The 21118-nt window shown below is 73.3% G+C and carries 23 protein-coding genes and 1 pseudogene; 17 read left to right on the top strand and 7 right to left on the bottom strand.

Features of this window, described 5'->3' with window-relative positions; genetic code table 11:
• Positions 1-53 precede the first annotated feature (53 nt).
• Complete coding sequence (locus AB0C66_RS02390) at positions 54-878, bottom strand: class I SAM-dependent methyltransferase (RefSeq protein WP_362431779.1); 825 nt, start codon at positions 876-878, stop codon at positions 54-56.
• A gap of 53 nt (positions 879-931) precedes the next feature.
• Here AB0C66_RS02390 and AB0C66_RS02385 point away from each other — a divergent pair, with 53 nt between their 5' ends.
• From AB0C66_RS02385 to AB0C66_RS02365, 5 genes and pseudogenes are all read left to right on the top strand, one after another.
• The gene (locus AB0C66_RS02385; protein ID WP_362431776.1) at positions 932-1531 is read left to right on the top strand and encodes a TetR/AcrR family transcriptional regulator; all 600 of its coding nucleotides are present in this window, start codon (positions 932-934) and stop codon (positions 1529-1531) included.
• 82 nt (positions 1532-1613) lie between these two features.
• Positions 1614-2522, top strand: coding sequence for a phosphorothioated DNA-binding restriction endonuclease (locus tag AB0C66_RS02380; RefSeq protein ID WP_362431773.1), 909 nt, complete (start codon positions 1614-1616; stop codon positions 2520-2522).
• A gap of 179 nt (positions 2523-2701) precedes the next feature.
• Positions 2702-2914, top strand: a pseudogene (locus AB0C66_RS02375) (DUF4287 domain-containing protein).
• A 121-nt stretch (positions 2915-3035) separates the two neighbouring features.
• Positions 3036-3689 carry an ATP-dependent Clp protease proteolytic subunit gene (locus AB0C66_RS02370; protein WP_362431770.1) on the top strand — a complete coding sequence of 218 codons (654 nt, stop codon included), beginning with the start codon at positions 3036-3038 and terminating at the stop codon, positions 3687-3689.
• 1 nt (position 3690) lies between these two features.
• Positions 3691-4305 carry an ATP-dependent Clp protease proteolytic subunit gene (locus tag AB0C66_RS02365; protein ID WP_362431767.1) on the top strand — a complete coding sequence of 205 codons (615 nt, stop codon included), beginning with the start codon at positions 3691-3693 and terminating at the stop codon, positions 4303-4305.
• A 29-nt stretch (positions 4306-4334) separates the two neighbouring features.
• Here the strand turns inward: AB0C66_RS02365 and AB0C66_RS02360 are convergent, their stop codons facing one another.
• From AB0C66_RS02360 to AB0C66_RS02350, 3 genes are all read right to left on the bottom strand, one after another.
• On the bottom strand, positions 4335-4838 hold the full coding sequence (locus AB0C66_RS02360) for a helix-turn-helix transcriptional regulator (RefSeq protein WP_362433305.1): 504 nt from the start codon (positions 4836-4838) through the stop codon (positions 4335-4337).
• A gap of 116 nt (positions 4839-4954) precedes the next feature.
• Entirely contained in the window at positions 4955-5929 is a 975-nt protein-coding gene (locus AB0C66_RS02355; protein WP_362431765.1) for an MBL fold metallo-hydrolase, read from the bottom strand.
• A gap of 73 nt (positions 5930-6002) precedes the next feature.
• Entirely contained in the window at positions 6003-7001 is a 999-nt protein-coding gene (locus tag AB0C66_RS02350) for a serine hydrolase (protein WP_362431762.1), read from the bottom strand.
• A gap of 42 nt (positions 7002-7043) precedes the next feature.
• Here AB0C66_RS02350 and AB0C66_RS02345 point away from each other — a divergent pair, with 42 nt between their 5' ends.
• The 3 genes from AB0C66_RS02345 to AB0C66_RS02335 all read left to right on the top strand — a co-directional run bounded on the left by AB0C66_RS02345 (position 7044) and on the right by AB0C66_RS02335 (position 10710).
• Positions 7044-8033: a LysR family transcriptional regulator gene (locus AB0C66_RS02345; RefSeq protein ID WP_362431759.1), complete on the top strand. Its 990-nt coding sequence runs from the start codon at positions 7044-7046 to the stop codon at positions 8031-8033.
• A 146-nt stretch (positions 8034-8179) separates the two neighbouring features.
• Positions 8180-8758, top strand: a complete 579-nt coding sequence (locus AB0C66_RS02340; RefSeq protein WP_362431757.1) for a hypothetical protein — start codon at positions 8180-8182, stop codon at positions 8756-8758.
• Between the two features lie 128 nt (positions 8759-8886).
• On the top strand, positions 8887-10710 hold the full coding sequence (locus AB0C66_RS02335; RefSeq protein ID WP_362431754.1) for a gamma-glutamyltransferase: 1824 nt from the start codon (positions 8887-8889) through the stop codon (positions 10708-10710).
• A gap of 41 nt (positions 10711-10751) precedes the next feature.
• On the opposite strand, the gene AB0C66_RS02330 is transcribed toward AB0C66_RS02335, so the two are convergent.
• Both AB0C66_RS02330 and AB0C66_RS02325 read right to left on the bottom strand, forming a co-directional pair.
• Positions 10752-11099, bottom strand: a complete 348-nt coding sequence (locus tag AB0C66_RS02330; RefSeq protein ID WP_362431752.1) for a DUF1330 domain-containing protein — start codon at positions 11097-11099, stop codon at positions 10752-10754.
• Positions 11100-11217: 118 nt separating this feature from the next.
• Positions 11218-11730: a hypothetical protein gene (locus AB0C66_RS02325; RefSeq protein ID WP_362431750.1), complete on the bottom strand. Its 513-nt coding sequence runs from the start codon at positions 11728-11730 to the stop codon at positions 11218-11220.
• A gap of 55 nt (positions 11731-11785) precedes the next feature.
• Between AB0C66_RS02325 and AB0C66_RS02320 the strand changes: the two genes are divergently transcribed.
• Positions 11786-13354, top strand: a complete 1569-nt coding sequence (locus tag AB0C66_RS02320) for a helix-turn-helix domain-containing protein (RefSeq protein ID WP_362431748.1) — start codon at positions 11786-11788, stop codon at positions 13352-13354.
• A gap of 470 nt (positions 13355-13824) precedes the next feature.
• On the opposite strand, the gene mfd is transcribed toward AB0C66_RS02320, so the two are convergent.
• Positions 13825-17361: a transcription-repair coupling factor gene (gene mfd / locus AB0C66_RS02315; protein WP_362431746.1), complete on the bottom strand. Its 3537-nt coding sequence runs from the start codon at positions 17359-17361 to the stop codon at positions 13825-13827.
• 203 nt (positions 17362-17564) lie between these two features.
• Here mfd and AB0C66_RS02310 point away from each other — a divergent pair, with 203 nt between their 5' ends.
• The 8 genes from AB0C66_RS02310 to AB0C66_RS02275 are packed head-to-tail and all read left to right on the top strand — an operon-like array spanning position 17565 to position 21062.
• Entirely contained in the window at positions 17565-17897 is a 333-nt protein-coding gene (locus tag AB0C66_RS02310) for a gas vesicle protein (protein ID WP_362431743.1), read from the top strand.
• Between the two features lie 38 nt (positions 17898-17935).
• Complete coding sequence (gvpJ, locus tag AB0C66_RS02305; protein ID WP_362431741.1) at positions 17936-18409, top strand: gas vesicle protein GvpJ; 474 nt, start codon at positions 17936-17938, stop codon at positions 18407-18409.
• A gap of 3 nt (positions 18410-18412) precedes the next feature.
• A complete protein-coding gene (locus AB0C66_RS02300; protein ID WP_362431738.1) occupies positions 18413-19174 on the top strand; it encodes a GvpL/GvpF family gas vesicle protein in 762 nt (253 codons plus the stop codon).
• Positions 19162-19419, top strand: a complete 258-nt coding sequence (locus AB0C66_RS02295) for a gas vesicle protein GvpG (protein ID WP_362431736.1) — start codon at positions 19162-19164, stop codon at positions 19417-19419. Before AB0C66_RS02300 ends, AB0C66_RS02295 begins: the two co-directional genes overlap by 13 nt.
• Positions 19416-19778 (top strand): gas vesicle protein, encoded by a 363-nt coding sequence (locus AB0C66_RS02290; protein ID WP_362431734.1) that lies wholly within the window; start codon positions 19416-19418, stop codon positions 19776-19778. Before AB0C66_RS02295 ends, AB0C66_RS02290 begins: the two co-directional genes overlap by 4 nt.
• A complete protein-coding gene (locus tag AB0C66_RS02285; protein ID WP_362431731.1) occupies positions 19775-20566 on the top strand; it encodes a GvpL/GvpF family gas vesicle protein in 792 nt (263 codons plus the stop codon). The genes AB0C66_RS02290 and AB0C66_RS02285 overlap by 4 nt, the downstream gene beginning before the upstream one ends.
• Entirely contained in the window at positions 20563-20787 is a 225-nt protein-coding gene (locus tag AB0C66_RS02280; RefSeq protein WP_362431728.1) for a gas vesicle protein, read from the top strand. Before AB0C66_RS02285 ends, AB0C66_RS02280 begins: the two co-directional genes overlap by 4 nt.
• Entirely contained in the window at positions 20784-21062 is a 279-nt protein-coding gene (locus AB0C66_RS02275; RefSeq protein WP_362431726.1) for a gas vesicle protein K, read from the top strand. Before AB0C66_RS02280 ends, AB0C66_RS02275 begins: the two co-directional genes overlap by 4 nt.
• The last annotated feature ends 56 nt before the right edge of the window (positions 21063-21118 follow it).

Genomic DNA, 21118 nt, shown 5'->3' with positions numbered 1-21118 from the left:
GGTTGTCGACCGGGGCGACGGTGACGGAGCCATGTTCCGTCGGGCCGCGCCGACTAGTCGGTGCGCACCGCCGTGACCGACACCGTCGCGTACGGCATCGTGAAGCCACCGCCCAGGGCGTCGATGGCGGTGCCGACGCCGGACAGCACTTCCCGCAGTTGCTCCGGGGGGAGTCGGGTGAGGGTGCCGTGGGTGGGGAGTTGGTCGAGCCAGGCGTCGCGGGTGTAGGTCCACTCCCAGTCGTGGCGCCACTGCTCGGGTGCGCCGAAGCCGCCCGCCGTCCGGATTCCGTCGGCGACCTTGGTGAAGAGCGGCTGGTAGGTGTCCGGGCCCTGGGGGTTGGCGGCCTGGGGGGTGATCGGGGAGTCGGGCAGTACGCGCCGGTAGACCGTGGCGAAGGCTTCCGCCACCTCGGGCGGGAGCTGGAAGGTGTTCCAGAACGCCGCCAGGAGGCCGCCGGGGCGCAGTACCCGGGCCGCCTGGGCGGCGCCCGCGACCGGGTCGATCCAGTGCCAGGACTGGGCGGCGACGACCGCGTCGTAGGTACGTCCGGTGGGGTCCCAGGATTCGAACGTGGCCACGTCGACGTCGATTCCGAGGCGGCGGGCCAGAGCGGCCATGCGGGGGTCCGGTTCGACGCCGAGGACCGTACAGCCGGCGGCCTGGAACTGGCGGGCGTCGATACCGGTTCCGCAGCCGACGGAGAGGAGGTCGGGGCCGGGGGCTGCGGTGACCACGCGACGCACCAGGGCGTCGGGGTAGCGGGGGCGGGCCCGGTCGTAGCGTTCGGCGTCCGTGCCGAAGGACTCGGCCATACGGCGGTGTCGATGGGGTTCGTCCACGGCGGGACGGTCGCCCGGCGAAGGTATAGTGGGCATGCGCCCACTATGAGTGGGCACATGCCCACTCGTCAACGGGAAGAGGACACGCGGTGCCGACAGGGGTGGCCATGCGCGATGTGCGCGAGCAGCTGTTCGGCGCGGCCGAGCGGATCCTGCTCCGGGCCGGGCCGAGCGCGCTGACCAGCCGCGCGGTCACCGCCGAGGCGGGGTGCGCCAAAGGGGTTCTGCACCGGCACTTCGCCGACTTCGACGCCTTCCTCGCCGCACTCGTCCTGGACCGCATCGCCCGGCTGCACCGCCGGGGCGCCGCCCTGCGCGACTCCGCGGGGACCGGCACGGTGGCCGGTAACCTCACCGGCGCGCTGACGGACCTGTTCGACGCGGTCGCCGTGGCCATCGTCGGGCTTGTCACCTCGCGGGACGAACTCCGCGCCCGGCTGCGCGAGTCCACACCGACGGGCATCCCGCTGCTCACCGAGGCCGCGGCCGTGCTCACCGCCTACCTCACCGCGGAACGCGATCTCGGCCGCCTCGCCGCGGACGCCGACGTCCCCACCCTCGCCCCCACACTGATCGGCGCCGGACATCTGCTCTTCGCCGACCGCGAGGGCACCCCGCCGGACGCGGAAGCCGTCCACAAGGTCGTGATCACGGTCATCGGCGGCGTCACACGAGAACCCACCGCATGAACGGCCGTGCGGCTCAGGCGTACCGCCAGATCTGGGAGAACCAGCCGTCGGGCGGCCGGTGTCGGGGCCTACAGTCGCTGCCATGGACTGGGTCGAGCGAGTGGGCGCCTTGCGGCAGTGGACGGCCAACGGGGTACGGGCACCGCATAAACCACTGCTGATGCTGTACGCCCTGGGGCGGTTCCAGCGGGCGCCCGAAGTGGAGCTGCCGTACACGGAGGTCGAGCGGGATCTCGGGGAGCTGCTGCGCGACTTCGGCCCGCCGCGGCAGACCTCGCCCTCCTATCCGTTCCACCACCTGGCGAGTGACGGGGTGTGGGAGGTGCGCACGGACCGTGGCCCGGGCAGCCCGGGTCCGGGCGTGCGGGCGCTGCGGGAAAGCGGGGCGCGCGGGCGGCTGGTGCCGGAGCTGCGGTCCGCGCTGGACACGGATCCGGTGCTGCTGGAGCGGCTGACCCGGCTGCTGCTGGACACCCACTTCCCGCCCTCGCTGCACGCCGACATCGCCGCCGCCGTGGGGCTCGATCTGGACGCCGTCGAGGAGGCCGCGCGGGTGATGGTCCCGGTGCGCGACCGGCGCCGGGCCGCGGAGCTGCGGCGCGAGGTGCTGAGCGCGTACGCGTTCCGGTGCGCGTTCTGCGGGTTCGACGGGGCGCTCGGCCGGGTGCCCGTCGGGCTGGAGGCGGCCCATGTGCGGTGGTGGGCCTTCCACGGGGCGAACGAGCTGCACAACGCGCTGTGTCTGTGCTCCCTGCACCACAGGCTCTTCGACCGCGGGGTGCTGGGCCTGGACCCCGCACGGCGGATCACGGTCTCGGACGCGTTCACCGGGCGCGGTACGGCGGCGCGCGAGCAGGTGCTCGGACTGGCCGACCGCAGGGTCGAGGATCCGCACGGCGGTGCGCCGGTCGCCGCCGCGAACATCGCGTGGCACACCGCGCAGGTGTTCCGCGGCGAGCCCCGGCACACCGCACCCGTCACCGTCGGCTGAGGGCCCGGGAGGCCCCGGCCGTCACGGGAGCGGGAGAAGACCGTCACCTTCGCTGTGCCACCCGGCCGGATGACATACGGCGACGGCATGACGTGGATCACGGTGCCGCACCGATCACTTCGGCTCACCCGCGTAGTCCTCCCCGTGGAGGCCATCACACCGCACGAGGGGACACCACCATGACGCAGACGGTGAAGGGCCCGGCCAGTTACTTCCCTTCCATCGAATAGAAGTACGGGCGGCCGATCGCCGAGTGGCAGGAGCTCATCCGCACCTCGCCGCTGACCAGGCACAGGGAGCTCGTCGGCTGGCTCAAGAGCGAGCACGGTCTCGGTCATGGGCATGCGAACGCGCTGGTCGCGTACGTGCTGGCCGAGGACGGCGGGAAGTAGCGGCGGTCGCTCTGCCGTGAGCGAATCTGCTCGGGGCCGAGAAAGCTGACGGGGCGTCGTCGGGCCGCCGACAGTGGTGGGACCGCGGCACCATCCGCCGCGGTCGACCACGGGAGGTCCGATGTCACCACTCATCACCGGCGGGGGTCCGGCCCTGAGCCCACGGGCCGCGGAGGGCGAGACGCCCGCGACGCGGTTCGACGACCATCTGGCCGCGCAGCTCCTCACCCAGCGCATCGTCGTCCTCGGCACCCAGGTGGACGACGTCTCCGCGAACCGGGTCTGCGCCCAGCTGCTGCTGCTCTCGGCGGAGGACCCGAAGACCGACATCAGCCTGTACGTCAACAGTCCGGGCGGCTCGGTGACGGCCGGGCTGGCCATCTACGACACCATGCAGCTGATCCCCAACGACGTGGCGACGCTCGCCATGGGATTCGCCGCGAGCATGGGGCAGTTCCTGCTCTGCGTCGGGACGGCGGGCAAGCGGTTCGCGCTGCCGAACGCGCGGATCATGATGCATCAGCCGTCGGCCGGGATCGGCGGGACCGCCGCCGATATCGCGATCCAGGCCGAGAACCTGGAGTTCACCAAGAAGGCCATCGAGCGGATCACCGCGGCGCACACCGGCCAGACCGAGGAGACCATCTCCCGCGACGGCGACCGCGACCGGTGGTTCACGGCCGAACAGGCCAAGGAGTACGGCATGGTCGACCGGATCGTCGAATCGCTCGACGACGTACGGCCGGGCGGGGCGCGACGACGGATGGGGATCTGAGATGAGCCAGTACACGATTCCGACGGTGGTCGAGCGCACCACGCAGGGCGAGCGGGCCTACGACATCTACAGCCGGTTGCTGTCCGAGCGCATCATCTTCCTCGGCACCGAGATCGACGACGGCGTCGCCAACGTCGTCATCGCGCAACTGCTGCACCTCGAGTCCGCAGGATCGGAGCAGGAGATCGCGCTCTACCTCAACTCCCCCGGCGGCTCGTACACCTCGCTGATGGCCATCTACGACACGATGACCTTCGTCTCGGCGCCGATCTCGACGTTCTGCGTCGGCCAGGCGGCCTCGACGGCGGCGGTGCTGCTGGCCGGCGGGGAGCCCGGACGGCGGTTCGTCCTGGAGCACTCCCGGGTGCTGCTGGGGCAGCCCGCGAGCGGCGGCCAGCAGGGCACCGTCTCCGATCTCACCCTCCAGGCCAAGGAGATGCTGCGGATCCGCTCGCAGGTGGAGGAGGTGCTGGCTCGGCACACCCCGCACGACATCGCCACCCTGCGCGAGGACATGGACCGCGACAAGGTGTTCACGGCGCAGGAGGCGGTGGCGTACGGGCTGGCCGACCAGGTGCTCAGCCGCCGCGCGGCGTCCGCGGCGTTCGCCGTCTGACGGCGGCCGCCGCAGGCACAGGCCCAGGCTCAGGCGGCGAGGCGCACCTCGCCCTGGTACGAGGAGGTACGCGCGGTGCGGGAGGTGCGCGCGGTACGCAGCTCGGCGAGGGCGGTGGTGCCGGTCGGCTCGGCCGCCCCGGTCTCGTCGCCCCGCGGACGCTCCTCCGCCGCACCCAGCGGCCGCCTGCGGGCGCGCGGGGCGAGGGCACGGGCCAGCTCGTCATGGGAGAGGGCGAGCAGATCGGCCAGCCCGAGCCCCAGGGCGTGCGCGGCGGCGGCGAGCACCTCGGACGAGGCCTCCTTGCGGCCGCGCTCCAGCTCCGAGAGGTACGGCATCGAGATCCGGGCCGCGTCGGCCACGTCCTGGAGGGTGCGCTGCTGGGCACGGCGCTCACGGCGCAGCACACCGCCGACCACATGGCGCCACAGCGGCTCCTTGGGCGCGGGGTCCGGGGACCCCGCCTTCCGCGGGGCGGCGGCCGGCGGCGCGGCGGCCGGACGCAGCGGGATGACGCGGGCCGGGTTCGTCATAGGGCTGCTCACCCCTTCAGGGTAGGAGCGCCGGGCCCGGACGGCAGCCCATGACGTTCTGCCCCCGGCGAAACCGGCCGGGCACCCCGTGTCCGCGGGGCACTCGTCGGCGGTCCTCAGAAGCGGTACGGGGTCAGGTACTCCGGGACCAGGACGCGGGTCCCCGGGCTCGCGGCCTCGACCCGGCGGACGAAGGCGTCCAGGTCCACGTTCGGATCGCGCTGGGCGCCCTTGTCCAGAGGGAGTTCGAAGTTGTCCCAGTGGACCGGGACGACGGTGGCGGGGTGGCCGAGGGTCTTCATCAGCCGCGGGACATAAGCGTGGGTGGCGGCGGTGGAGGCCGTGGCCACCATGGCGACGTCCGGGCGCAGTCCGGAGGCGTCGCGCTCGCTGAAGTCGCTGGCGCCCATGAGGAACGCCGACGGGCCGCCGTCCGGGGTGAGTTGGAACGCCAGGGTGTCGCCCTCCGGGAGATCGGAGATGGTCCGCGGTTTCCCGGTGGGCGGGCGGCCGTGGAGGGTGCCGGGGGCGAAGTAGCCGTACGAGGCGTTGCGGCTGTGGCGGCTGGAGACCACCTCGACCACCAGGCCGTCGAAGTCCAGCACCTCACCGCCCTTGACCACGGAGATCCGGCTCTTGTCCACACCGAACGCCTGGAGCAGGTGGTAGGTGGTCTCGGTGGCGACGATGCGCGCCCCGGGGGCGGCTTCGGCGATGTACGGGACATCGTTGAGGTGGTCCCAGTGGCTGTGGCTGACCAGGATCAGTTCCGGGTCGCCGATATGCCGCCGGACGACCCGCTGATCGGTCGTCAGCGCGGTATCGGGGTGGAAGCCGCCGGTGAACAGACCGGTGGGGAAGCGGGTGAGATACGGGTCGAAGAGGATCGTGCGGCCGCCGGTGTCGATGCGCCAGCCGCTGGTGCCGAACCACCGGAAGGTGGCGGCCCGGGTCCGTGTCGCGGCACGGGTCGCGCCCGCGCCGGTGGCGGTGGCGCGGGCCACAGCCGGGACGACGGGTACGGCCGCCCCGAGGGCGGCTCCTCGCATCAGCAGACGGCGGTCGAAGCGCCGGGCTCGTATGTCGCTCATGGGCACAGCAGAGCAGCCGCCGATCCCCGGCGTCCAAGATCAAAAGGGCTGACGAGCCATATCCGATCGGGTATCACCGCAGCTCGGCCCGGTGATCCCGGAGCGGGTCCCGACGGGTTCTCAGTACGTCCACGGCCAGCCGTGCGGCTCGTCCGATCGCCCGGTCCACCGCGGTGCGCCGCCACGCGGGTCCGGCCGTACGGGCGAACACGGCGACCGCGTACCGCCCTCCGTCGGGCCAGTGGACGACCCCCGCCTCGTTGTGGAGTCCGGGGAGGGTGCCGGTCTTCGCCGCGATCAGCACCTCGTCGGGGAATCCGGTGGCCAGCCGCTGGCGGAAGACCTGCTGGCACATCAGCTCACGCACCCGGGCACAGGCCGCCGGGGACCCCGCCCGGTTCTGCCAGATCAGCCGCAGCAGGGTGGTGAGGTCGCGGGCAGTGCCGGAGGTGGCGCACCGCGGGTCCAGGGCGCGGAAGCGGTGCAGCCGTTCGGCGTCCAGCGCCGGAAAGCGGGCGGCGAACTCCGCCGCGTCCGCGGCGCCCGCGTCCTCGAGCATCGTTTGGAGCTGCTGCCGCGGGCCGCCGGTGATCCGGGTGCGGTCCAGGCCGAGTTCGGCGGCCAGCATCTGTACGGGGCCCAGGCCCACCCGGCGCAGCAGGGCGTCGGCGGCCGCGTTGTCGCTCACCGTCATGGTGAAGTACGCCAGGTCGCGCAGGGACATCTCGACCTCGTCGGCGCAGCCCGCGGTGCCCCAGCCACCCAGCTGGTCGGCGGCGGTGACCACCACGCGCTCGCGGGGGTCGAGCTGGCCCGCGTCGGCCTGACGGGCGAACTCCAGGACGAGCAGGATCTTGAACACCGAGGCGAGGACGACCTGTTCATCCGCGCCGACGCCGAACTCCCGGCGCTCGTCGTCGAGAGCGACGGCGTGCAGCCGGACCTCGGCGCCGACCGCCGCGAAGAGCTCCACCACGCGCCGTTCGGCCGGTGCGTCCAGCGGGCCGTCCGGCGCGGTGTCCGGCGGCTCGTCCGGCTCGGTGTCCAGCGGGCCGTCCACCGTCGTGTCCATCGCTCCCCCTCCGCCGTCGCGGACATCGCATAGGGTCGGCCGGTGGATCTCATCCGCCACCTGCGCCTGTTCATTGTCGTCGCCGAGGAGCTGCACTTCAGCCGGGCGGCCGACCTCCTCGGCATGGCACAGCCACCCCTGAGCCAGGCCGTGCGGCGGCTGGAGCGCGAGATGGGGGTGGCGCTTTTCGACCGCTCGGCCCGTCAGGTGCGGCTCACCGCCGCGGGGGCGCTGCTGGTGGAGGAGGCCCGTGAGCTGCTCGCCCGCGAGGAGCGGTTGCGGGCGGTGCTGGGCCGGGTCCGGGACGGAGAGCTGGGCACCTTGCGGGCGGGCGTACCGCCGCAGACCCCGGCCCGTACGCTGCACGCCCTGCTGTCGGCGTGCGCGGAGGAGTTCCCGGGGCTGCGGATCGACCTCCAGGAGGTGGACTCGGCGGAACAGGTACGGCTACTGGGCTCCGGGCGGCTGGATGTCGGGCTGGTGCACCACCCGGTGGACGGAGCCGACGGACTGGTCCTCGGGCCGTCCGCCGACACCGCGTTGGGCGTGGTGCTGCCGCGCGCCTCCCGGCTCGCCCGGCTGCCCGAGGTCGCGCTCGCCGATCTCGCGGGCCACGACCTGTTTCTCCCGCCGCGGGCGACGGCCCCGGGGTGGTACGACCGGACGCTGGAGATCTGCCGCGCGGGGGGATTTGTGCCGCCCGCGGTCCGGCACGCCCGGAATCCGGAATTCCTGTTGGGGCTGGTGGCGTCGGGGCGGGGAGTCGCTTTCGACGACGGGCGGGTGGCGGGCAAGGAACCGCGAACCGCCTGGCGCCCGTTGACCGGCCGTCCGCTGATACTTCGGGTGTCGGGGGTATGGCCGGAACATTCCGCCCACCCGGCAGCGCACCATTTCGCCCGGATAGCGGTTCGGGCCATTATGGACGACATTCCGCCGCAGCCCGCAGCGCCCGGCGCGGGGGGTGACGACGACCGGTCCAGGCCCTGGTCGGTGGTCTATCCGCCATCGGCCCCGCCCACCGCCCGGTGAATTCCGGGAGCGGTGGAATACGGAAATGATCCGGGGGCCAGCGGCAATGTTCTGGAGATTGTTTCCGGAAAGGATGGAATTTCCGCGAGCGCTGCTGCCAGGATCACTTCCTCATCCCTGCTTCCCGGCAACACAGGAATACTTTCGTGCATAAGAAGACTTCACTCGCCGCCGCCGCTGTCGCGGTGCTGGCGTTCACCCTGACCGGCTGCGGCGACGACGCGAAGGACTCGGCGGCGCCGGCCAAGAAGGACAAGGCGACCGCTGGTTCGGCCACGGGCAAGAACAAGGCCACGTCCTCACCCAGTGCCAGCGCCGATCCCCGGCCCAGCCGTAGCGGCGGCGCCGACAAGAGCCCCACCACCAGCGCCACCCCGCGCCCCACCCGTACCTCCGCCGCTCCGGCGCCCACGCCCAGCCGGACCAGGACCGCGACGGCCGCGCCGACCCGGCCTGCGGGCGCCCCGAGCAGCGTCCAGGGCACCTGGTACTCCACGGTGCGCGACCCGAACGGCAAGCCGGTGGTCATGACCGTCAACGGCGGTTCGCTCAGTGTGGGATACAAGGGCAAGTCCTGCCCCGGAACCATCAGTTCGGCGATGGCGGTCACCATGACCTGCGGAGGCGAGACGATCTCCGGAGGCCACGCCGTGGTCAGCTCGGACGGGCAGCGCCTCACGGTCAACTGGCCCCAGGGCAAACCCGACCAGTACGTGCGCCCGTAGGCAGAGGATCCCGGGTCCGGGTCCGGGGTCCGGGGTCCGGGTCCATGGACCGGTGAAGGTCCCTGCGTCATGCTGGCGGCACAGGCAACACCGCTCTACCGCGCGCCGCACCCGCACCAGGGAGCTCCATGTTCACCACCCGGCCCACCCTCCAGGGCATCCACGGCATGGTGTCCACCACCCACTGGCTGGCCTCGCAGTCCGCCATGGCCGTCCTGGAGGACGGCGGCAACGCCTTCGACGCCGCCGTGGCCGCCGGGTTCGTCCTCCACGTCGTGGAACCGCACCTCAACGGGCCCGCCGGTGAGGTGCCGATCCTGCTCGCCCCGGCGGGCGGGCGCCCCACCGTGCTGTGCGGTCAGGGCCCGGCGCCCGCCGGGGCCACCATCGACCACTACACCGCGCTCGGCCTCGATCTGGTGCCGGGCACCGGACCGCTCGCGGCGGCCGTCCCCGGCGCGTTCGACGCCTGGATGGTGCTGCTGCGCGACCACGGCACCCGGCACCTCGCCGAGGTGCTGCGGTACGCGATCGGCTACGCCGAGCACGGCCATCCCGCGGTCGAGCGGATCGGCGAGACCGTGGAGGCGGTACGGGAGCTGTTCACGGCGGAGTGGACCGATTCGGCCGCGCTCTATCTGCCCGGCGGCCGGTCCCCCGCCGCCGGGCGGCTGCTCACCAACCCGGCGCTGGCCGCCACCTGGCGGCGGCTGATCAGCGAGGCGGAGGCGGCAGGTCCGGGGCGTGCGACGCAGATCGAGGCGGCCCGGCGGGTCTGGCGGGAGGGCTTCATCGCCGAGGAACTGGCGGCCGCCGCGGCCCGGCCCGCCATGGACTCCTCCGGGGAGCGCCACGCGGGCACGCTCACCGGTGACGATCTGGCCGCCTTCGAGGCCACCTATGAGACGCCGGTCCGGTACACCTGGAACGGCTGGACGGTGTGCAAGGCGGGGCCCTGGAGCCAGGGGCCGGTGTTCCTCCAGCAACTCGCCCTGCTGCCGGACGGGTTGACCGAGGGCGACCTCGGCACCCCCGAGCTGGTGCACACCCTCGTCGAGGGCGGCAAGCTGGCCATGGCCGACCGCGAGGCGTGGTACGGGGACGCCGCCGAGGTGCCGCTCCCTGAGCTGCTCTCCGGTCCGTACAACGAGGAGCGGCGCGCGCTGATCGGCGAGCGCGCCTCGTACGCGCTGCGCCCAGGGCGGCCCGGTGGCCGCTCACCCCGGCTGAGCAGACAGGCGCTGGCCGCCGTCGCCCGCGCGGCGGGCGGCACCCCCGGTCCGGCGGCCGGTCCGGGCGGCGGAGAGCCGACGGTCGGCGGCCCCGAGGTAAGGGCCGACGGCACCACCCACGGCGACACCTGCCATCTCGATGTGGTGGACCGCTGGGGCAACATGGTCGCCGCCACCCCCAGCGGCGGCTGGCTCCAGTCCAACCCGGTCATCCCCGCGCTCGGCTTCCCGCTCGGCACCCGGCTCCAGATGGCCTGGTTGGACCCCGGACTGCCCAACTCCCTGACCCCCGGCCGCCGTCCGCGCACCACCCTCACCCCGTCGCTCGCGCTGCGCGGCGACACCCCCGTGCTGGCCTTCGGCACCCCCGGCGGCGACCAACAGGACCAGTGGAGCCTGCACTTCCTGCTCGGTGTCGCGCTGCGCCGACCGGTGCGCGCGGGGCTGGACCTCCAAGGGGCCGTCGACGCGCCCAACTGGCACCAGGAGAGCTTCCCCGGCTCCTTCCACCCGCGCTCGATGGCGGCGGGGAAGGTGGTGGTGGAATCCCGGATCGGCGAGCGCGCGATCCGTGGACTGCGGCGCCGGGGACACGACGTCACGGTCGGCCCCGCCTGGTCGGAGGGACGGCTGTGCGCGGTCGGCCGCGACCCGGAGACGGGCGTCCTGCTGGCGGCGGCCAATCCGCGCGGCGCCCAGGGCTACGCGGTGGGCCGCTGACCCGTGGGCGGGGTCCACCCGGTCCGTCCCGGGCGGCCGGGTCAGTCCTGGGCGGCCCGCGCCCGCAGCTTCGCGGCCGTCGCCGCCGCGTCGTAGTCCGGACCCACCCCGTCCACGAAGACCAGATCACCCGGGATGTGGTCGGTCCGCAGCGGCAGGATCTCCTGGTACGCGGGCGAGGCGTACCAGGCGCGGGCCTCGGCCCCGCTCGGGAACGCGAGCATCACCACATGCCCCGGCCAGCTGCCCTCCACGACCTCCGTCGCGGTCCCGTGGATGAGGAAGCGGCCGCCGAAGGGCTCCATGGTGGCCTGGATCCGCTCCATGTACACGAAGACGTCCGGGTGCGAGCTGCCGGTGCGCAGATGGGCGAGGGCGTAGGCGGTCATGGTTCCTCCAGGACTCCCGGTGGGGTTCCGGGGGCGTCCCCGGAAGATGTCCTCCACCTTGCCGCGCCCCCCGAGCGGGGTCGATTACCCCCGGCGTAAGGCTCCATGGACCCCGGCTTCAGTCGGCGACGCCCAGGTCCTCCCGCATGATCCGCCGCAGCTCCGAGAGCCGGGGCTCGGCGTCCTTCAGCCTGAGCAGCGCGGTGGCGGCGGTCTCGCCCTGCCGGGCCAGCCCCCGGTCGATCCGCTTGGCCACCGCGTCGATATCGGCGAGCACCGTGTTGAGCTCGCGGGAGGCGGCCAGCACCCGTTCGGGGACGATCATCTGCGCCTCGGCGTAGCGGTCCCGGTAGTCGCGCCGGGCCTCCTCGACCTGGACCCGGTCCTCGTCGGCGTAGACACCGTCCCGGATCCGGTGCAGCGCGTCCTTGAGGAGGGTGTGGAACTGCCGGGAGGCCCGGTTCATCCCCGTGTACGCGGCCCGCCGCTCCTCGTACCGCCGCCGCCCCTCCTCGGCCCGGGTCTCGGCCAGTCGCTGGCGCAGGGTGAGCCGCTGGTGGAGCAGGGGTGCGAAGAGGGTGCCGAGCACACCCACCACCGCGGTGATCATCGCTGCTATGACGGCGGACATCCGCCGGATACTAACGGTTGTCGCGGGGTCGGCCTCCGGTACTACTCTGCGGCTCATGCCCCCTTCGCCGTCCGCCGCACGAGCCGATCGCGCCGACGACGTCCTCGTCCTCACCCGGCTCTCCGCCAAGCGCGGCGCGGTCCGGGCGATCCTGGAATGGCTCACCCGGCGCACCGGGGGCCCGGCCGTGCTCGTCGGGGCCGACGGAGCCGTGCTGGCCGCGCCGGGCGGGACACCGGATCCCGGCTCCTCGCCGTCGGCCGTCCGCGCCGCCACCGCCGCCGTCGAACTGCACCGGCGGGGCGCGCCGTCCGCCGTGCTGGGCGGGGACGGGGCGTGTCCGGTCCATCTTGTCGCGCTGGTCGCGCCCGGCTCCGGGACCGGTACGGAGGCGGCGCGGGGCGCGGTGGCCGGGCCCGTGTACCTCGCCGTCGTCCGGCCGGACGATCCGCGCTGCGGGGTGCTGCTCGCCGACGCCGCGCGGACCCTCGCCCTGTGCTGGCGGCTGGAGGAGGCGGAGCGGGGACGCCGCCGGGTGGAGTCGGCCGAGCTGCACAGCCGGGAGGCCGTGCTGCATCTGCTGATGGTCGGCAGTGTGCCCGCGGCGCAGCGGATCGCCGGGGCGCTGCGGCCGGTGCTGCCCGCCGTGACCCAGGTGTATGTGATCGAGTGCCCCAGCGACCGGCGGCGGGAGATAGCCGTCCGGATCGACCGTACGGCGCGGGGGCGGGCCTGGATCGTGCCGTGTCCGGTGCGCCCCAACCACCTCATCGCGCTGGTGCCGGCCGAGGAGTCCGCCGGACAACGGCCCGACCCGGACCCCGGCCCGGACCCCGGGTCCGACCGGCTGGACCGGCTGATCGCCCGGGACGTCCCGGAGTGCCGGGTCGGGGTGAGCGCCGATGTCGCGCTGCGGGACACCCCGGTCGGCTATGAACAGGCTTTCCACGCCCTGGCGGTGGCCCGGGACGCGCCCGAGCGGTGTGCCAGTTTCGGCGGCCACACCGATGTCACCGTGCTGGCCGGTCCCGAGGGCCGCACCTGGGCGGGTGAGCTGCTGGGGCCCTGTCTGCGGTACGCGCCGACCCGCCGGGCCGACCCGGGGCCGCGGGAGCTGCTGGACACCCTCGGCTCCTGGCTGAGCTTCGGCGGCGCCGCCACCCGCCATCTGAAGATCCACCGCAATACGCTCGCCGCCCGGGTGCGCCATCTCGACGAGCTGCTCGGGCTGGACATCGGCCGCTGTCTGGCCGGCCAGTCGGCGGCCTGGCTCGCGCTGCGGCTGCATACCGCGCCCTGGACGGCGGGCGCGGTGAACGCGGCGACGGCGGACCGCGCCGCCACCCTGGACGCCCTGCTGGCCACGCCCGCCGCCGAGATCTGGGCGCGGGCCCAGCTCCGCCCGCTGGAGCAGGCGCGGGTGACGGCGGGGCCCGAGACCGTACGGGCCTGGCTGCGGGCCGACGCCCGGCTGCCCGCGGCAGCCGCCACGCTCGGGATCTCGCTGCCCGGCGCCCGTAAGCGGCTGGCGAAGGCCGAGGACGCGCTCGGGCGGTCGCTGCTGCGCGCGCCGAGCGCGAAATACGAACTGTGGTTGGCGATGCGGGCGTTGGGCACACTGTGAGGGGCGGCCGACCGGCCCCGGCGCGCGGTCACCGTTCGAAGCGGAACCGGCCGCCGGGATCACTGTGCAGTTCGTTCCTCGCCGCCCGCCCCGCCCGCGCCTAGTGTCCTGACCACGACCCGGCGGGCCGCTCCGAGCCCACCTCGAACCATGGGGGGTCGTGTGGGCAAGCCCCCCTTCGCCCACACGTCACCACCTCGGTTCGGACCGCCGGGCGCCACAGGACCCACCCCGCCGCGCACCGCGCGGCCTCGGGACCCCTTCGGGCGTCCCGACCGGATCGGGGCGGTCGACGGCGCGGCCACGGGGGTGTCGCGCGGCGGCAGCCCCTGTCCGTCCGGGCCCAGGGCATGGCACATCCTTGCCCGCCCCCGCCTGCCTGGGCCCGGGCGGCTCCTTCCCGCCGCCGCACCCTGCGGGTGGTGCGGCGGACACGTCAGGGGCGGTGCCCGGACACGTCAGGGCGGTGCTCAGGACCCCAGGATCGTGGTCAGGAACTCACCGGTCCAGGCCAGCAACTCCCGTCCCACCAACGGCTTTCCACCGATCTTCGCCGTCGCGGGCCGGGGCACCAGCACCTGCTTGGTGGCGGGCTTGATCACCGCCCGCTGATACAGCCGCTTGAGCCGCAGCTCCTGGGACTCGCGCAGCTCCACCGGGCTGAAGCGGATGTTGGATCCCTGGAGGGTGATGTCGGTGACCCCGCAGGCGCGCGCCAGCAGCCGCAGCCCGGCGACCAGCAGCAGGTTCTCCACCGGTTCGGGCAGCTTGCCGTAGCGGTCGGTGAGCTCCTCGCGCACGGCGCGGATGTCGTCCTCGCTGTTGGCGGCGGCGATGGCGCGGTACGCCTGGAGCCGCAGCCGCTCGCCCGGCGCGTAGTCGTGCGGGACATGGGCGTCGACCGGCAGCTCGATCTTGACCTCGAGCGGCGCCTCCTCGACCTCGCCGCCGCCCGCCTCCAGGGCCGCGCGGTAGTCGGCGACGGCCTCGCCGACCATCCGTACGTACAGGTCGAAGCCGACGCCCGCGATATGGCCGGACTGTTCACCGCCGAGCAGATTGCCCGCGCCGCGGATCTCCAGGTCCTTCATCGCCACATACATACCGGCGCCCATCTCGGTGTGCTGGGCGATGGTGGCCAGCCGCTCGTGGGCGGTCTCGGTGAGCGGCTTCTCCGGCGGGTAGAGGAAGTAGGCGTAGCCGCGCTCACGGCCCCGGCCGACCCGGCCGCGCAGCTGGTGGAGCTGGGAGAGGCCGAAGTTGTCACCGCGCTCGACGATCAGGGTGTTGGCGTTGGAGATGTCGATACCGGACTCGACGATGGTGGTGGAGACCAGGACGTCGAACTTCTTCTCCCAGAAGTCGACCACCACCTGCTCCAGCGCGGTCTCCGACATCTGGCCGTGGGCGGTGGCGATCCGCGCCTCGGGCACGATCTCACGGAGCTTCGCCGCGGCCCGGTCGATGGACTCCACCCGGTTGTGGATGTAGAAGACCTGGCCCTCGCGCAGCAGTTCACGGCGGATGGCCGCGCCGATCTGCTTCTGCTCGTAGGGGCCGACGAAGGTCAGCACCGGATGGCGCTCCTCCGGCGGGGTGGTGATCGTGGACATCTCGCGGATGCCGGTGACCGCCATCTCCAGGGTGCGCGGGATGGGCGTGGCCGACATGGTCAGCACGTCCACATTGGCCCGCAACTTCTTCAGCTGCTCCTTGTGCTCGACGCCGAAGCGCTGCTCCTCGTCGACGATGACCAGGCCCAGGTCCTTGAACTTGGTTTCGGAGGAGAAGAGCCGGTGGGTGCCGATGACGATGTCGACCGAGCCCTCCCGCAGCCCCTCCAGAACCGTCTTGGCCTCGGTGTCGGTCTGGAAGCGGGAGAGGGCCTTGACGACCACCGGGAACTGGCCGTAGCGGTCGCCGAAGGTGCCGAAGTGCTGCTGGACGAGGAGGGTGGTGGGCACCAGGACGGCGACCTGCTTGCCGTCCTGCACCGCCTTGAACGCCGCCCGCACCGCGATCTCGGTCTTGCCGTAGCCGACGTCGCCGCAGATCAGCCGGTCCATCGGAACCGACTTCTCCATGTCCTCCTTGACCTCGCCGATGGTGGTCAGCTGATCGGGGGTCTCGGCGTACGGGAAGGCGTCCTCCAGCTCCCGCTGCCAGGGGGTGTCCGCGCCGAAGGCGTGGCCGGGGGCGGCCATCCGTGCCGAGTAGAGCTTGATCAGGTCGGCGGCGATCTCCTTGACCGCCTTCTTGGCACGGGCCTTGGTCTTGGTCCAGTCGGCGCCGCCGAGCCGGTGCAGGGTGGGGGCCTCGCCGCCCACGTACTTCGTGATCTGCTCCAGCTGGTCGGTGGGGATGTAGAGCCGGTCGCCGGGCTGGCCGCGCTTGGCCGGGGCGTACTCCACGACCAGATACTCACGGGTGGCGCCCTGGACGGTGCGCTGCACCATCTCGATATAGCGGCCGACGCCGTGCTGTTCGTGCACGATGAAGTCGCCCGCCTCGAGGGTGAGCGGGTCGATGGTCTTACGGCGCCGGGCGGGCATCCGGGCGCCGTCCTTGCCCGCGGCCTTCTGCCCGGAGAGGTCGGTCTCGGTGAGCACCGCCAGCTTGAGTCCGGGGTCGACGAAGCCGTAGTCGATCGAACCGCAGGCCACATGGACCACGGACGGTGAGATCTCGGTGAGGTCCGCCTCCAGCCGGGCCGCGATCCCCTCACCGCCGAGCACCTCGACGGTGCGGGAGGCCGGGCCGTGGCCCTCGGTGACGTACACCGCGCGCCAGCCGTCGGCGAGCCAGCCCTTGGTGTCGGCGAGCGCGCGGGCGGTATCGCCGCGGTAGGTCTCGGGGGCGTGCATACCGAGCTTGAGCGTCGCGTCGTCCAGCTCCTCGTCGGCCGCGAAGGGGCTGACCGACCACCACATCATGTCCAGCTCGCGGGCCCGCTCCCGGACATCCGCGAGCCCCCACAGCGAGGCGGCGCCGACATCGATCGGGGCCTGACCCCCACCGGCCGTGGCCGCCCAGGACGCCTGGAGGAACTCCTGGCTGGTGGCCACCAGGTCGGCCGCCCGGGTGCGCACCCGCTCCGGGTCGCAGACGACGGTCATGCTGCCCGCCGGGAGGACGTCGAGCAGCAGCTCCATCTCGTCGACCAGCACCGGGGCCAGCGACTCCATGCCCTCGACCGCGATCCCTTCGGCGATCTTGCCGAGCAGCTCGCCCAGTTCGGGGTGGTCCTCGGCGAGCGCCGCGGCGCGCCGCCGCACCTCGTCGGTGAGCAGCAGCTCACGGCAGGGCGGGGCCCACAGCCCGTGCTCGGCGACCTCCAGGGACCGCTGGTCGGCGACCTTGAAGTAGCGGATCTCCTCGATGTCGTCGCCCCAGAACTCGACCCGGAGCGGATGCTCCTCGGTGGGCGGGAAGACGTCCAGGATGCCTCCGCGCACGGCGAACTCACCGCGCTTCTCGACCAGTTCGACCCGGGAGTAGGCGGCGGCCGCGAGCCCGTCCACGACCTGCTCCAGATCGGCGGTCCGGCCGGCCCGCAGACTGACCGGCTCCAGCTCGCCGAGCCCCTGGACCTGCGGCTGGAGGACCGACCGGACGGGGGCGACGACGACGGAGACCGGACCGGCCGCCGGGTCGTCCTCGCTGGGGTGGGCGAGCCTGCGCAGCACGGCGAGCCGCCGGCCGACGGTGTCCGAGCGCGGGGACAGCCGCTCATGCGGCAGCGTCTCCCAGGACGGGTACTCCGCGACCCGGTCCGGCGGCAGCAGCGAGCGCAGCGCGGCCGCGAGGTCCTCGGCCTCCCGGCCGGTGGCGGTCACCGCCAGCACGGTGCGGCCGGTCTCGCGCGCCAGCGCGGCGACGGCGAAGGGCCGGGCGGCGGACGGGCCGACCAGATCGACATGGGGGCGGTTCCCGTCGGCGGCGCCGCGCACCGCCTCGGCGAGCGCGGGGTCCCGTACGACGGTGTCGAGCAGACCGGTGAGGCTCATAAAGGGGTATTCCATCCCGGAGGCGCGGACAACGCGAATCACCCGACACGTGACACGGGCCGGGGGTCTTCCAGAGTACGGCCACCCGCGGACACCGGTGGCCCGGTCCGTCCCCGCCCCGTCCCCGCCCCTGCTCCGCGGGCCGCGGTACCCGCGTCCGGCCCAGTCCAGCGCGCGCCCGGGCACGGTGTGTGACCACACTGATGCACATGGCAGAGCGAGAGCGCCGTACATCCACCAAAGAGCCGGGCCGACGTGCGCAGACCGGCCGCCGCTCCCGGGAGACCGGTCCCGAGGAGGCGGCCGGGAACGCCTGCGAACGGCTGGCCGCACTGATCTCCCATCCGCCCGAGGGCGTCTCCGCCGTGAGCCGGTCGGAGGACGGCTGGAAGGTGAGCGTGGACGTCCTGGAGGTGCCCCGGATCCCCGACACCACCAGCCTGCTGGCCACCTACGAGGTGAACCTCGACGGCCACGGCGAGCTCCGCGAGTACCGGAGGGTCCGCCGCTACCGGCGCGGCGCGGCCGACGACTGACCCGCAGCGCGCTCAGCAACCGAAGGGACGTTCCGATCATGGTCGCCACCTATACCGACGAGGTCGTCTGCGTCCCGCGCGCGGGTTCGCTCTACGACGTCCTGGAACTGATCCTCGACCGCGGCATGGTGATCGACGTCTTCATCCGGGTCTCCCTGGTCGGTATCGAGATCCTGAAGGTCGACGTCCGGATCGTGGTCGCGAGCGTGGACACCTACCTGCGCTTCGCCGAAGCCTGCAACCGGCTGGATCTGGAGAACGACCGCAGCAAGACCGTGCCCGAGCTGTTCGGCGGCGGAGGGGGCGGCGGGAGCATGGCCGCGGGCATCGGCAAGCGGAAGGCCAAGAAGGCGGCCGGGTCGCTGGGCGACAAGGCCAAGAGAGCCCTCGGCGGCGGTGATGACGACGAGGAGGAGGAACAGGACGAGGACGAACGCGAGGAGGAGTACGCGGAGTCCCGTCCCGCCAAGCGCTCCACGAGCCGTTCCCGTCGCCGTTCCGCGGAGGACTGACCGATGGCCGCCGCACCACAGCCCGCGCCCACGGCCGCCCCGGGCGGGGTGTACGTCTACGGCGTCGTCCACGCCGGTCATCCGGTGCCGCCCGGCCGCGCCGGGGTCGGTGAGCGGCCCGGCCCGGTCCGTACGCTGCCCGCCGGGGAGCTGGCCGCCGTCGTCAGCGACGCACCCGACCGGCTCCGCGCCAAACGCCGTGATCTGCTGGCCCACCAGGACCTGGCACTGGCCCTGGCGGCGGACGGCCCGGTGCTGCCGATGCGCTTCGGGATGATCGCCCCCGACGAGGACGTGGTGCGGCAGCAGCTGCGGTCCTCGCAGGACGAGTGCCTGGCCGCGCTCCAGCGGGTCGACGGCCGGGTCGAGATGAACGTCAAGGTGATCCCGGCCCAGGGCGATCTGGACTCACTGGTGCGCGAGGACGCGGAGGTGGGCCGGGCCCGGGCCGCCGCCCGCGGCGCCCCGGGCTACGAGGCCAGTGTCCGGCTCGGCGAGGCCGTGGCGCGGGGGCTGACCCGGCGGGCCGCCGCCGTGGCCACCGGGGTGGTGGCCGAGCTGTCCGCGCTCGCGGAGGCGCGGGTGGCCGGGCCCGAGGTGCCCGGCTGTGTGCTCAACGCCTCCTTCCTGATCCCGCGCGCCGCCGCGGGCCGCTTCGGCACGGCCGTGGAGCGGCTGGCCGCCCGGCATGGGACCCGGGTCGAGCTGCGGCTGACCGGCCCGCTGCCCTGCTACAGCTTCGTGGAGGGCACATGGGCCTCCTGACCGAGGTGGCGCTGCTGCCGCTGGCACCGGTACGCGGGGTGGTGTGGGTGGCGGAGCAGCTGCGGGACGCCGCGGAGCGCCAGCTCAACGATCCGGCGGTGGTGCGCGCCCGGCTCGCCGCGCTCAACGAGGCGCTGGAGACCGGCGAGATCGACTCCGAGGAGTTCGAACGGGAGGAGGACCGGCTGCTGAATCTGCTGGAGCGGCCGGAGTCCGCCGGTCCGTCGGCTGCGAGGCGGCCATGACCGAACTCGACACCCGGTGGGAGCGTCCGGAGTCCGCGGGTCCCACCACCTCCAACCTCGCCGACATCCTGGAACGCGTCCTGGACAAGGGCATCGTGATCGCCGGGGACATCAAGATCGACCTGCTGGACATCGAGCTGCTCACCATCCGGCTGCGGTTGTTCGTCTCGTCCGTCGACACCGCGCGCAAGGCCGGGATCGACTGGTGGGAGACCGACCCCGCGCTGTCCTCGCGCGCCGCGCACAACGCCCTCGCCGCGGAGAACGCGGAGCTGCGCGAGCGGCTGCGGGAGATCGAGTCCGGAAGTGCGGACGGGAACGGCGGGAACGGCGACGGGAACGGCGGGAGCGGCACATGACGGCGGAACAGCCCGTGCTCACCTATGTCTTCGCCGTCCGCCGCTCCGGTGGGCCGGAAGCGGAGACCGCGCTCGGCGGGCTCCCCGGGGTCGGCCCGCCCGCCCCCGTCCGCACCCTCGCGGCGGGGCCGCTGACCGCCGTGGTCCAGGACGTCCCGGCCACCGACTACGCCGAAGAGGCCCTGCGGCAGCGGCTGTCCGACCGCGCCGAACTGGAGCGCTGCGCCCGCGCCCACCATGAGGTGATCACGGCGGCCATGGCCGCGGCACCCACCGTCCCGCTGCCGCTGGCCACCCTCTACCGCGGGGACGAACGGGCCCGGGAGGCCCTGTGTGAACGCGCGGACTCCCTGCTCACCGCCCTCGACCGGATCACCGGCCGGGTCGAGTGGGGGGTCAAGGTCTACGCGCTCACCGGCAAGACCGACACCCCCGTGGCCTCCCCGGACGCCGCGGCGGCCACCGGCCGCGCCTATCTGGAACAGCTCCGCAGCCGTCAGCGGGGCCGGGAGGAGCGCCAGGACGCGGCGCTCCGGTCCGCCGAGCGGGTGGACACCGTGGCCCGGAGCCTCGCCGTGGCCGCGCGGCGGCTGCGTCCGCACGGGTCCGAGGTGACGGGCCCGCACCGCACTCATGTGCTCAACGCGGCGTATCTCGTGGACGGCGGGCGGGAGCGGCAGTTGCGCGCGGCGCTCGCCTCGCTCCGCCGGGACGAGACGGCCGTCGAGATCGAGCTGTCCGGCCCCTGGGCCCCGTACTCCTTCGCCGACGGAGGTACCGCGCCATGACCGTCGCCGCCTGGGGATCGGCCCCGGCCGCGGCCTACGGCCCCATCGGGGTGCCGCTGGTGGATCTGCTGGACCGGGTGCTGGCCACCGGGGTGGTGGTCAGCGGTGACCTGGTCATCGCCATCGCCGAAGTGCCCCTCGTACGGCTGTCGCTGCACGCCCTGCTGTCCTCGGTCAACGAGCGTGTCCCCGCGCCGTGGACCGACTCGGGCCCGCTGTGAGCGGCGCCCGCGTCGATATCGACCAGGAGGCGATGGGCCGCGATCTGGTGGCCCTCGTGCTCACCGTCGTGGAACTGCTGCGCCAGTTGATGGAACGCCAGGCGCTGCGCCGGATCGACACCGGTGAACTCAGCGATGAGCAGGTGGAGCGGATCGGCACCACATTGATGATGCTGGACCGGCGGATGGCGGAGCTGCGCGAACAGCACGGGCTGAGACCGGAGGACCTCAATCTCGACCTCGGCCCGCTCGGCACCCTGCTGCCCCGGGACTGACCCTCCCGGGGCTCCTGGCGTCAGGTCCCCGGGCGGTGGGGGTTCGGGGGCGCCCC

The organism is Streptomyces sp. NPDC048636 (assembly GCF_040650655.1).
Lineage (GTDB): Bacteria > Actinomycetota > Actinomycetes > Streptomycetales > Streptomycetaceae > Streptomyces.
The sequence above is the reverse complement of the archived record's forward strand: the minus strand, read 5'-3'. Positions and strand labels throughout refer to the sequence as shown.